Annotated in this window: 11 protein-coding genes; all 11 read left to right on the forward strand. The window is 60.4% G+C overall.

Annotated elements, in window-relative coordinates:
* Window positions 1–92: 92 nt before the first annotated feature.
* The 11 genes from flhA (at window position 93) to P3G59_RS08505 (ending at window position 12,595) form a co-directional block, all read left to right on the forward strand.
* A complete protein-coding gene (gene flhA, locus P3G59_RS08455) occupies window positions 93–2,222 on the forward strand; it encodes a flagellar biosynthesis protein FlhA (RefSeq protein WP_277761203.1) in 2,130 nt (709 codons plus the stop codon).
* 11 nt (window positions 2,223–2,233) lie between these two features.
* Entirely contained in the window at window positions 2,234–3,574 is a 1,341-nt protein-coding gene (flhF, locus tag P3G59_RS08460; protein ID WP_277761204.1) for a flagellar biosynthesis protein FlhF, read from the forward strand.
* 116 nt (window positions 3,575–3,690) lie between these two features.
* Window positions 3,691–4,521 (forward strand): flagellar synthesis regulator FleN, encoded by an 831-nt coding sequence (gene fleN, locus P3G59_RS08465; RefSeq protein WP_277761205.1) that lies wholly within the window; start codon window positions 3,691–3,693, stop codon window positions 4,519–4,521.
* Complete coding sequence (gene fliA / locus P3G59_RS08470; protein ID WP_093439777.1) at window positions 4,518–5,258, forward strand: RNA polymerase sigma factor FliA; 741 nt, start codon at window positions 4,518–4,520, stop codon at window positions 5,256–5,258. The genes fleN and fliA overlap by 4 nt, the downstream gene beginning before the upstream one ends.
* A 166-nt stretch (window positions 5,259–5,424) precedes the next feature.
* Complete coding sequence (locus P3G59_RS08475; protein ID WP_161986607.1) at window positions 5,425–5,796, forward strand: chemotaxis response regulator CheY; 372 nt, start codon at window positions 5,425–5,427, stop codon at window positions 5,794–5,796.
* 18 nt (window positions 5,797–5,814) lie between these two features.
* On the forward strand, window positions 5,815–6,603 hold the full coding sequence (locus P3G59_RS08480) for a protein phosphatase CheZ (protein ID WP_277761206.1): 789 nt from the start codon (window positions 5,815–5,817) through the stop codon (window positions 6,601–6,603).
* A gap of 54 nt (window positions 6,604–6,657) precedes the next feature.
* Window positions 6,658–8,928, forward strand: a complete 2,271-nt coding sequence (locus tag P3G59_RS08485) for a chemotaxis protein CheA (RefSeq protein ID WP_277761207.1) — start codon at window positions 6,658–6,660, stop codon at window positions 8,926–8,928.
* Between the two features lie 49 nt (window positions 8,929–8,977).
* The gene (locus P3G59_RS08490) at window positions 8,978–10,120 is read left to right on the forward strand and encodes a chemotaxis response regulator protein-glutamate methylesterase (protein WP_277761208.1); all 1,143 of its coding nucleotides are present in this window, start codon (window positions 8,978–8,980) and stop codon (window positions 10,118–10,120) included.
* Window positions 10,120–10,860, forward strand: a complete 741-nt coding sequence (locus P3G59_RS08495) for a flagellar motor protein (RefSeq protein ID WP_003222929.1) — start codon at window positions 10,120–10,122, stop codon at window positions 10,858–10,860. The genes P3G59_RS08490 and P3G59_RS08495 overlap by 1 nt, the downstream gene beginning before the upstream one ends.
* Before the next feature lie 12 nt (window positions 10,861–10,872).
* Complete coding sequence (motD, locus tag P3G59_RS08500) at window positions 10,873–11,763, forward strand: flagellar motor protein MotD (RefSeq protein ID WP_277761209.1); 891 nt, start codon at window positions 10,873–10,875, stop codon at window positions 11,761–11,763.
* Between the two features lie 43 nt (window positions 11,764–11,806).
* Window positions 11,807–12,595 carry a ParA family protein gene (locus P3G59_RS08505; RefSeq protein WP_007919990.1) on the forward strand — a complete coding sequence of 263 codons (789 nt, stop codon included), beginning with the start codon at window positions 11,807–11,809 and terminating at the stop codon, window positions 12,593–12,595.
* Window positions 12,596–12,709: the final 114 nt, after the last annotated feature.

Consider the following 12,709-nt stretch of genomic DNA (forward strand, 5'->3'; position numbering starts at 1 on the left):
TACCCGCGCAAAAGTTGGAAAGCTTCTTGCAGTACCCGCCGTGAGCCCGCTGTGGGCGTCAAAAGTTTGCTTTAAAGGAACGGGGAAAACCGGTGGATCGCTCTCAGTTATTCAACACTGCTCGCTCGAATGTTGCCGACCTCAGTCGAGGCAATCTGGGCGTGCCATTGTTGCTGCTGGTGATGCTGGCGATGATGATGTTGCCGGTGCCGCCGTTCCTGCTCGACGTGTTTTTCACCTTCAACATCGCGCTGTCGATTGTGGTGCTGCTGGTTTGCGTGTACGCGCTGCGGCCGCTGGATTTCGCCGTGTTCCCGACGATTCTGCTGGTCGCGACGTTGTTGCGGCTGGCGTTGAACGTGGCGTCGACGCGGGTGGTCATGCTCCACGGTCAGGACGGCCACGCCGCCGCCGGTAAGGTGATCCAGGCCTTTGGTGAGGTGGTGATCGGCGGTAACTACGTGGTCGGTATCGTGGTCTTCGCCATTTTGATGATCATCAACTTCGTCGTGGTGACCAAGGGTGCCGGGCGGATTTCCGAGGTGAGCGCGCGCTTCACCCTCGATGCGATGCCCGGCAAACAAATGGCGATCGACGCCGACCTCAACGCCGGCCTGATCGACCAGAACCAGGCCAAGATGCGTCGTCAGGAAGTCGCCCAGGAGGCCGAGTTCTACGGTTCGATGGACGGTGCCAGCAAGTTCGTCCGTGGTGACGCCATCGCCGGCCTGTTGATTCTGTTCATCAACCTTATCGGCGGTATGGCCGTCGGTATCTTCCAGCACAACATGAGCTTCGGCGATGCCGGTCGGGTTTACGCCTTGCTGACCATCGGTGACGGTTTAGTGGCGCAATTGCCATCACTGTTGTTATCGACAGCGGCAGCGATCATGGTGACCCGTGCTTCCGGCTCGGAAGACATGGGCAAGCAGATCAATCGTCAGATGTTCGCCTCGCCGAAAGCGCTGGCGGTGGCGGCCGGTTTGATGGCGGTGATGGGCCTGGTGCCGGGCATGCCGCACTTCTCCTTCCTGACCATGGCGGCGCTGGCTGCGGGTGGCGCGTACCTGTTCTGGAAGAAGCAGAACGTGGCCAAGGTCGTGGCGCTGGAAGAGGTCAAGCGCCAGCAAGAGCTACTGCCGTCGCCGGCCCGCGCCATGGAAACCAAGGAGCTGGGCTGGGATGACGTGACGCCGATCGACATGATCGGCCTGGAAGTCGGCTATCGTCTGATCCCGCTGGTGGATCGCAACCAGGGCGGGCAGTTGCTGGCGCGGATCAAGGGCGTGCGCAAGAAACTCTCGCAGGATCTGGGCTTCCTGATGCCGACCGTGCACATTCGCGACAACCTCGATCTGGCGCCAAGCGCTTATCGCCTGACGTTGATGGGGGTGATCCTCGCCGAAGCCGAGATCTATCCGGACCGCGAGCTGGCGATCAACCCGGGCCAGGTCTACGGCACGCTCAACGGTATCAACGCCAAAGATCCGGCTTTCGGCCTGGAAGCGGTGTGGATCGAAATCAGCCAGCGTGCGCAGGCACAATCCCTCGGTTACACGGTGGTGGATGCCAGCACCGTGGTCGCGACGCACTTGAACCAGATTCTGTACAAGCACTCCAGCGAGCTGATCGGCCACGAAGAAGTGCAGCAACTCATGCAATTGCTGGCCAAAAGCTCGCCGAAACTGGCTGAAGAGCTGGTGCCGGGCGTGGTATCGCTGTCGCAACTGCTCAAAGTGCTGCAAGCGCTGTTGGCCGAACACGTGCCGGTGCGCGATATCCGCAGCATTGCCGAAGCCATCGCCAACAACGCTGCGAAGAGTCAAGATACCGCCGCGTTGGTGGCTGCGGTGCGCGTTGGCGTATCGCGTGCCATCGTCCAAAGCATTGTAGGCACTGAGTCCGAGCTGCCTGTGATCACCTTGGAGCCAAGGTTGGAACAAATATTGCTCAATAGTCTGCAGAAGGCAGGACAAGGCTCGGAAGAGGGTGTTCTGCTGGAGCCAAGCATGGCCGAGAAGCTGCAGCGTTCGCTCATCGAAGCGGCGCAGCGTCAGGAAATGCAAGGTCAGCCGGTGATCCTTTTGGTCGCTGGCCCGATCCGCGCGATGCTCTCGCGCTTTGGCCGCCTCGCAGTCCCTGGGCTGCATGTGCTGGCCTACCAGGAAATACCGGACAACAAGCAAGTGACCATCGTTGCGACAGTAGGGCCCAACGGCTGAGGTAGTGGTTTATGCAAGTTAAGCGTTTCTTTGCCGCCGATATGCGTCAGGCCATGAAGCTGGTTCGTGATGAGCTGGGCGCTGATGCCGCCATCATTGGCAATCGCCGCATTGCCGGCGGTGTCGAGCTGACGGCGGCACTGGATTACAAACTGTCGGCGCTGGCGCCACGGGTTCCGAACATGGAGCTCGAAGACGAGCTGCGCAAGACCCAGTCGCGCATCGTCACCGCTCAGGCCGAACTGAGCCTGCGTGGCGAAGCCGACGGCAATAGCAATCGCCAGATCTTTGCCGGGCTGCCGTTGACGGCCGGCCTGCCGCTGACCGCCGCTGAACCGCTGACCGAGCCGACTTATGCCGCGCCAGCGCGCCCGGCTGCGGCCCCTGCGCAGTCTTCCGGCGGCGTGGATCCGCGTGCACTGGATTCGATGCGCTTTGAATTGAACAGCCTGCGCGAGCTGATGGAAGTCCAGCTCGGCACCCTGGCCTGGAATCAGCTGCAAGGCAGCCGTCCGGCGCAAGCCAATCTGTATCGTCGTCTGCAACGTATCGGTCTGTCCGGCCCGTTGTCGCGCGATCTGCTGGCGATGATCACTGATATTGAAGAACCGCGTCAGGCCTGGCGCATGTTGCTCGCGCATCTGGCACGGATGATTGCCGTACCGGAAGTCGAGCCGCTGGAAGAGGGCGGTATCATTGCCATGGTCGGCCCTGCCGGCATGGGCAAGACCACCACGCTGGCCAAGCTGGCCGCGCGCTACGTGCTGAAATACGGCGCGCAGAACGTCGCGCTGGTGAGCATGGACAGTTTCCGCATCGGCGCGCAGGAACAACTGAAGACGCTGGGGCGCATTCTCAATGTGCCGGTGACCCACGTCGACCCGGGCCAATCGCTGGTGCAAGCGCTGGATCCATTGCTGCGCAAGCGCGTGGTGCTGATCGATACTGCCGGCCTGCAAGCCAGCGATCCGGCCCTGCGCATGCAGCTCGAAAGTCTGGCCGGACGTGGCATTCGCTCAAAAAATTATCTGGTCTTGGCAACCACCAGCCAGAAACAGGTTCTAACCGCCGCTTATCACAGTTACAAGCGTTGCGGGCTTGCCGGCTGCATCCTGACTAAACTGGATGAAACGGCCAGCCTTGGCGAAGTGTTGAGCCTGGCGATCAGTCATGAATTGCCGGTCGCGTACCTGACCGATGGCCCACGGATTCCGGATGATCTGCATCTGCCGCGCCGTCATCAACTGGTCAGCCGCGCCGTCAGCGTGCAAATGCAGGAAGAACCCAGCGAAGAAGCCATGGCTGACATGTTCGCTGATATCTATCACAGCCCGACCAAGCAGGTAGGCTGAGGTATTCATGAACAGTTTTTGTACCTACATCGATGGTCTGCCATGCATTGTTCCGGTTGTGAACGCGCAGCCAGTAATGTGGCCTCCGTCTATGCAAGACAAGGTAAAGAAATAACATGGGCAGCATGCATCCCGTACAGGTGATCGCGGTGACCGGCGGCAAAGGTGGCGTCGGCAAGACTAATGTGTCAGTGAACTTGTCGCTGGCGCTGGCAGAGCTTGGCCGTCGGGTCATGCTGCTGGACGCCGACCTGGGCCTGGCGAATGTCGACGTATTGTTGGGTCTGACCCCTAAACGCACGCTGGCCGACGTCATCGAAGGCCGGTGCGAATTGCGTGACGTGCTGTTGCAAGGCCCGGGTGGCATTCGCATCGTCCCGGCCGCGTCCGGCACGCAGAGCATGGTCCACCTGAGCCCGGCGCAACACGCCGGCCTGATTCAGGCCTTCAGCGACATCGGCGACAATCTCGACGTGCTGGTGATCGACACCGCTGCGGGTATTGGTGACTCGGTAGTCAGTTTCGTACGCGCCGCGCAAGAAGTGTTGCTGGTGGTCTGCGATGAGCCGACCTCGATCACTGACGCGTATGCGCTGATCAAACTGCTCAACCGCGACTACGGCATGAACCGCTTCCGCGTGCTGGCCAACATGGCGCAGAGCCCGCAGGAAGGGCGCAACCTGTTCGCCAAGTTGACCAAGGTCACGGATCGCTTCCTTGACGTGGCCCTACAATACGTCGGCGCCGTGCCTTACGACGAAAGCGTGCGCAAAGCGGTGCAGAAGCAGCGTGCGGTGTACGAAGCCTTCCCGCGTTTCAAGTGCGCGCTGGCGTTCAAGGCGATCGCGCAGAAGGTCGACACCTGGCCGCTGCCCGCCAACCCGCGTGGCCACCTTGAATTTTTTGTCGAGCGCCTCGTGCAGCAAACGGCAGGGCCCGTGCTATGACCGCAAGCGGTATGAACTACTACAAGAAGTCGGCACGTGACGCGCAGTACGAACTGATCGAGCGTTACGCGCCACTGGTCAAACGCATTGCTTATCACTTGCTGGCACGCTTGCCGGCGAGTGTGCAGGTCGAAGACCTGATCCAGGCCGGGATGATCGGCCTGCTCGAAGTCTCGACCAAATACGACGCCAGCAAAGGCGCCAGTTTCGAAACGTACGCGGGCATACGAATCCGCGGCGCGATGCTCGACGAAGTGCGCAAAGGGGATTGGGCGCCACGCTCGGTTCACCGCAATACCCGTATGGTCAGCGACGCGATTCGCTCAATTGAAGCTAAAACCGGCCGTGATGCTAAAGATCACGAGGTTGCGGCCGAACTCCAATTGAGTCTCGACGATTACTACGGGATTTTGAATGACACCTTGGGCAGCCGCCTGTTCAGTTTCGACGACCTGTTGCAGGACGGCGAACACGAAGGGCTGCACGAGGATGGCGCCAGTGCTCATATGGAGCCGTCACGCGATCTGGAAGATGAACGTTTCCAGGCAGCGCTGGCGGACGCGATTGCCAATTTGCCGGAGCGTGAGCGACTGGTGTTGGCGCTGTACTACGACGAAGAGCTGAACCTCAAGGAGATCGGTGAAGTCCTTGGCGTCAGTGAATCGCGGGTCAGCCAGTTACACAGCCAGTGCGCGGCCCGTTTGCGGGGGCGTTTGGGGGAGTGGCGAGCGCGCTGAAGGCAGTGTGGGGACACTGCGAACGAGGCTGGTGCGGTGATGAACGGCACCGGTCTTGCTCTGTTGTGCTCCAGACAGTCTTCGAGTGCTGCGCCGATTGATTGAAGTGGCGCGTCCAGGTGCTGGGCGCGTTTAAGACTGCTTGGAGGTCGAATTGAACAAAGACATGAAAATCCTCATCGTTGATGACTTCTCAACGATGCGGCGGATCATCAAGAACCTGCTGCGCGATCTTGGGTTCACCAACACCGTCGAGGCTGACGATGGCGTGACTGCCATTCCAGTGCTCAACAGCGGAAGCATCGACTTTCTGGTAACGGACTGGAACATGCCGGGCATGACCGGTATCGACCTGCTGCGCCACGTACGTGCCGATGAAAAACTCAAGCACCTGCCCGTACTGATGGTGACTGCAGAAGCCAAGCGCGAGCAGATCATCGAAGCCGCTCAGGCCGGTGTAAACGGCTACGTAGTCAAACCTTTCACGGCTCAGGCGTTGAAAGACAAAATCGAGAAGATTTTCGAACGCATCGGCTGATGAACGCGCGGGGGAGCTATGGAGCATAACGAATCTTCACAGGGCGATTTCGAGTCGACCCTGAAAAAACACGCGGTCGAACTGGTCGAAAGCCTTGAAAAAGGCAGGTTCGGCGACGCTGTGCAACTGATCCATGAGCTCAATCAGACCCGTGACCGTGGCCTGTATCAGGAAGTCGGCAAGCTCACACGTGAACTGCACAGTGCGATCGTCAATTTCCAGATCGACCCGAACATGCCGCAGGCCGAGGAAGTGTCGCAAATCACCGACGCCACCGAACGCCTGGGCTATGTGGTCAAGCTGACAGAGGCCGCGGCCAACCGCACCATGGATCTGGTGGAAAGCGCCACCCCGGTAGTCAATGGTCTGGCTGACGAAGCCCAGACCTTGAGCGCCGATTGGTCTCGCTTCATGCGTCGCGAGGTCGGGGCTGAAGAGTTCCGCGAGCTGGCGCGCCGGGTCGACGGTTTTCTGTCACGCAGCAGCACGGACAACCGTGCGGTGTCGAGCAATCTCAACGACATCCTGCTGGCCCAGGATTACCAGGACCTGACCGGTCAGGTGATCAAGCGTGTGACCCAACTGGTCACCGAAGTCGAAAGCAATTTGCTCAAACTCGTCCTCATGGCCAGTCAGGTGGACCGCTTTGCGGGCATCGAACATGACCGTGCCGCGATGCTTGCAGAAAAAGATCCACAAAAACATCTCTCGCAGGGTGAAGGTCCGCAGATTCATGCCGATAAACGAGAAGACGTTGTGTCCGGTCAGGACGATGTGGACGATTTGTTATCCAGCCTCGGGTTCTAGAGTTTTGGAATTTTAGGTTTTTTGGGTTTTTAGACCTGTAGGAGCACCCCATTAATGAGCTTCGGCGCCGATGAAGAGATCCTTCAGGATTTCCTGGTTGAGGCCGGCGAGATTCTTGAGCAACTGTCCGAACAACTGGTCGAGCTGGAAAGCCGCCCGGATGACGCAGATCTGCTCAACGCAATTTTTCGCGGTTTCCACACTGTAAAAGGGGGCGCCGGCTTCCTTCAGCTCAACGAGCTGGTGGAGTGCTGTCACATCGCCGAAAACGTGTTCGACATCCTGCGTAAGGGTGAGCGTCGCGTTGATGCAGAACTGATGGACGTGGTGCTCGAAGCACTGGATGCGGTGAACAGCATGTTCACTGAGGTTCGTGAGCGTGCACCGATCACCGCTGCCACCCCGGAACTGCTGGCCGCCCTGGCGCGCCTGGCCGAACCGCAAGCGGCGGACGAAGCCCCGGCTTCACCAGTGGCCGAGATGATCGAAGAACTGGTCGTCGAAGGCGACTCGTCGGGCGACATCACCGATAACGAATTCGAACAACTGCTGGACTCGCTGAACGCCGTCAAGGCTGAAGCTGAAGCTCCGGCCGCTGCTGCTCCTGCGCAAACGGCCGCTGAAGCCGCGAGCGATGAAATCACTGATGCCGAGTTCGAGTCATTGCTCGATCAGTTGCACGGAAAGGGCCAGTTCGCGGTGGACGCGATTGCGCCAGTTGCGGCAACCCCTGCGGCACCGGCCAAGGGCGACAGCTCCGACATCACCGACGACGAATTCGAAGCGCTGCTCGATCAGTTGCATGGCAAGGGCAACTTCGCCGTGGATGCGCTGGAGTCGGCGATTGCTTCGGCGCCTGCGCCAGCTGCACCGGCCGCCGCCGCTGCCGGCAGCGACCTGATCAGCGATCACGAATTCGAATCGCTGCTCGACGAATTGCACGGCAAAGGCAAGTTCTCCGAAGTCGGTGCTGCGACTGCCGGCTCCGCGTCGACTGTCGCCACACCGGCTGCCAAGGCACCGGCCGCTGCGGCAGCGCCCAAACCTGCCGCCAAGCCTGAGCCAAAAGCCGAAGCGCCAAAACCGGCTGCCGCCGCGGCACCGGCTCCGGCCCGTGCCGCCGCTGCACCGCCACCGGAAAAACCGGCGAGCGAAGCGGAAACCACCGTGCGTGTCGACACGGCACGTCTCGACGAAATCATGAACATGGTCGGCGAGTTGGTGCTGGTACGTAACCGTCTGGTGCGCCTGGGCCTGAACAGCGGCGATGAAGCCATGCAAAAGGCCGTGTCGAACCTCGACGTGGTCACGGCTGACTTGCAGACCGCCGTAATGAAGACGCGGATGCAGCCGATCAAGAAGGTCTTCGGGCGCTTCCCGCGTCTGGTTCGTGACCTCGCGCGTCAGCTCAAGAAAGAGATCAACCTGGAACTGGTGGGTGAAGAAACCGACCTCGACAAAAACCTTGTCGAGGCTCTGGCCGACCCGCTGGTCCACTTGGTGCGCAACGCGGTCGACCACGGCATCGAGTCACCGGAAGAACGCGAAGCATCGGGCAAGGCCCGTGGCGGTCGCGTGGTACTGGCAGCCGAGCAAGAGGGCGACCACATCTTGCTGTCGATTTCCGATGACGGCAAAGGCATGGACCCGAATGTCCTGCGCGCCATCGCGGTAAAACGCGGCGTGATGGACAAGGACGCGGCCGATCGCCTCAGCGATACCGAGTGCTACAACCTGATTTTCGCCCCGGGTTTCTCGACCAAGACCGAGATCTCCGATGTGTCCGGCCGCGGTGTCGGCATGGACGTGGTGAAGACCAAGATTTCCCAGCTCAACGGTTCGATCAACATTTACTCGACCAAGGGCCAGGGCTCGAAGATCGTCATCAAGGTGCCGCTGACCCTCGCGATCATGCCAACCCTGATGGTGATGCTCGGCAATCAGGCGTTTGCGTTCCCGTTGGTCAACGTCAACGAAATCTTCCACCTCGACCTGTCGACCACCAACGTCGTCGACGGTCAGGAAGTGGTGATCGTGCGGGACAAGGCGCTGCCATTGTTCTACCTCAAGCGCTGGCTGGTCAGCTCCGCCGCTCACGAAGAGCAGCGTGAAGGCCACGTGGTGATCCTTTCGGTGGGCACTCAGCGGATCGGCTTCGTCGTCGATCAACTGGTCGGTCAGGAAGAAGTGGTCATCAAGCCATTGGGCAAAATGCTGCAGGGCACTCCGGGCATGTCCGGCGCCACCATTACCGGTGACGGCCGCATCGCGCTGATTCTCGATGTTCCAAGCATGCTCAAGCGTTACGCCGCACGGCGTATTTGAATCCGGGGCGGCGGGGCGACAACGTCCCGCTGCACCTAATGGAGTGTTTATGGCAGTCAAAGTCCTGGTGGTGGACGATTCGGGTTTTTTCCGCCGCCGCGTCTCGGAAATTCTTTCAGCGGATCCGAGCATTCAGGTGGTCGGCACCGCCACCAACGGTAAAGAGGCGATCGATCAGGCGCTGGCGCTCAAGCCGGACGTGATCACCATGGACTACGAGATGCCGATGATGGACGGCATCACGGCAGTGCGGCACATCATGCAGCGCTGCCCGACTCCGGTGTTGATGTTCTCCTCGCTGACGCACGAAGGCGCCCGGGTCACCCTGGATGCGCTGGACGCCGGCGCGGTGGATTTCCTGCCGAAGAACTTCGAAGACATCTCGCGCAACCCGGAGAAGGTCAAGCAGTTGCTGTGCGAAAAGGTGCATAGCATCTCGCGCAGTAATCGTCGTTTCAGTGCTTATAGCGCACCTGCGCCAGTGGCTGCGCCTGCGCCTGCACCGACCCCGGCTGCATCCAGCTTCAGCAGCCACAGCACCAGCGCTCCGGCCCGTCCGGCGCCTGTGCATGCGCCTGTCGCAAGTCGTGCGCCGGCTGCCAGCGCTTCGTCGCCGGCACCGAAACGCAAGGCTTACAAACTGGTGGCCATCGGCACCTCGACGGGCGGCCCGGTGGCGCTGCAACGTGTGTTGACTCAGTTGCCGGCGAATTTCCCGGCGCCGATCGTGTTGATCCAGCACATGCCGGCAGCGTTCACCAAGGCCTTCGCCGAACGTCTCGACAAGCTGTGCCGCATCAGCGTCAAGGAAGCCGAGGATGGCGACATCCTGCGTCCGGGCCTGGCGTTGTTGGCCCCGGGTGGCAAGCAAATGATGATCGATGGCCGTGGCGCGGTGAAAATCCTCCCGGGCGACGAGCGTCTGAACTACAAGCCGTGCGTGGACATCACCTTCGGTTCTGCGGCGAAATCCTACGGCGACAAAGTTCTGGCGGTGGTGCTGACCGGCATGGGCGCCGACGGCCGTGAAGGCGCACGTCTGCTCAAGCAGGGCGGCAGCGCGGTGTGGGCGCAGGACGAAGCAAGCTGCGTGATCTACGGCATGCCGATGGCCATCGTTAAAGCCGACCTCGCCGACGCGGTATACAGCCTCGACGACATCGGCAAACACATTGTCGAGGCGTGTATCTGATGGATGTTTTAAGCCTTATCGGGATCATCATGGCGTTCGTCGCCATCATCGGTGGTAACTACCTTGAGGGTGGTCATCTCGGTGCGCTGGCCAACGGCCCGGCGGCATTGATCGTACTGGGCGGCACCATCGGTGCCGCACTGCTGCAATCGCCGATGAGCGCGTTCAAACGCGCCATGCAGATCCTTGCCTGGATTCTGTTTCCGCCACGGGTCGATCTGGCCGGTGGCATTGATCGCGTCGTCAACTGGAGCCTCACCGCGCGCAAGGAAGGCCTGCTGGGTCTGGAAGGCGTGGCTGATGCCGAACCCGACAACTACTCGCGCAAAGGCCTGCAACTGCTGGTCGACGGTGCCGAGCCGGAAGCGATCCGCAGTATCCTCGAAGTGGATTTCTACACCCAGGAAGCCCGCGACATAGAAGCGGCGAAAGTCTTTGAAAGCATGGGCGGCTACGCGCCGACCATCGGCATCATCGGTGCGGTGATGGGCCTGATCCACGTGATGGGCAACCTCGCGGATCCGACGCAACTGGGCAGCGGCATCGCCGTGGCGTTCGTCGCGACCATTTACGGCGTGGCCAGTGCCAACCTGGTGTTGCTGCCGGTCGCGGCCAAGCTGAAGTCAATCGCGCTGCGGCAGTCGCGTTATCGCGAAATGTTGTTGGAAGGGATCCTGTCGATCGCCGAAGGTGAAAACCCTCGCTCCATTGAGTTGAAGCTGCAAGGCTTCATGGATTAAGGGAATAACCTCATGGCCCGTCGTCGCCACCAGGAAGAGCATGTAAACCACGAACGCTGGCTGGTTTCCTACGCTGACTTCATTACTTTGCTGTTCGCGTTCTTCGTGGTGATGTACTCGATCTCGTCGATCAACGAAGGCAAGTACAAAGTCATTTCCGAAGCATTGATCGGGGTCTTCACCGACTCCGATCGCTCGCTCAAGCCGATCCCGATTGGTTATGAGCGGCCGAAAACCGTGACCCCGGCCAAGCCGCTGGTCAAGGACGCCGAACAGGTTGACGCCGGTATCGCCGGTGCCAGTGACCCGCTGAAAAGCATTGCCGATGACATCAGCGCCGCCTTCGGTGACTTGATCAGTTCCAATCAGATGACCGTGCGTGGCAACGAGCTGTGGGTCGAGATCGAACTCAACTCCAGCCTGTTGTTCGGCAGCGGCGATGCCATGCCCAGCGACATCGCGTTCAACATCATCGACAAGGTCGCGGCGATTCTGAAACCGTTCGATAACCCGATCCACGTCGAGGGTTTCACCGATGATCAACCGATTCGCACCGCGCAGTACCCGACCAACTGGGAGCTGTCCTCGGCGCGTTCGGCGAGCATCGTTCGCATGCTGGCGATGCAGGGTGTGAACCCGGGTCGCCTGGCGTCGGTGGGTTACGGTGAGTTCCAGCCGGTCGCCAATAACGCCACCGCCGAAGGCCGTGCGAAAAACCGTCGCGTAGTGCTGGTGGTGTCGCGCAATCTCGATGTGCGCCGCAGCCTCACGGGCACCGGAACCGCCAATGCGCAACCGGACGCTGCGTTGAAGCGTGCTGGCACACAAACTGCACCGACCCCGGTCAAGACGCCGGGACGCGAGAGTGCCGTCAATTCTCCGTCACCCGCATTAACACGCTGAGCTATGTCTCGGTCGAGCATATCGGCCGGGAGGAACGAACTGAATGAGAGTCTGGGCAGTCGCCAATCAAAAGGGTGGTGTCGGTAAAACCACATCTTCCATCGCTTTAGCCGGATTGCTGGCCGAGGCGGGCAAGCGCGTGGTTGTGGTCGATCTCGACCCGCACGGCTCGATGACCAGCTATTTCGGTTACGACCCCGACAGCCTGGAACACAGCAACTACGATCTGTTTCTGCACAAGGGCAGCGTGCCGCAAGGCCTGCCGGGGCAGTTGCTGCTGTCGACCAGTGACGAACGTATTTCGCTGCTGCCATCGAGCACCGCACTGGCGACGCTTGAGCGACAGTCGCCGGGGCAGAGTGGCCTCGGTCTGGTGATCGCCAAGAGTCTGGCGCAGCTGTGGCAGGACTTTGATTACGCGGTGATCGACAGTCCGCCGTTGCTCGGCGTGCTGATGGTCAACGCCCTCGCAGCGAGCCAGCAACTGGTGATCCCTGTGCAGACCGAACACTTGGCTGTGAAAGGCCTGGAACGCATGGTCAACACCTTGGCGATGATCAATCGCTCGCGCAAACAGGCGCTGCCGTTCAGCATTGTGCCGACCCTGTTTGATCGCCGTACGCAAGCCTCCATGCATACCTTGCGTGTGCTGCGCGACAAATTCCCCGAGGAGATATGGCAGGGTTACATCCCGGTCGATACCCGTCTGCGCGATGCCAGCCGGGCCGGTGTCACGCCTTCGCAATTCGACGGCAAGAGCCGTGGCGTGCTGGCATACCGCGCGCTGCTCAAACATCTGTTGGCGCAACAACTTGTTCCGCAGGTGGCTTGAGATGATGTTGAACCTTGTAGGAGCTGCCGCAGGCTGCGATCTTTTGATCTTGCCTGGCGGTACTCCTGAAAAGATCAAAAGATCGCAGCCTGCGGCAGCTCCTACAGGGGGTTG

Source organism: Pseudomonas sp. A34-9 (assembly GCF_029543085.1).
GTDB lineage: Bacteria > Pseudomonadota > Gammaproteobacteria > Pseudomonadales > Pseudomonadaceae > Aquipseudomonas.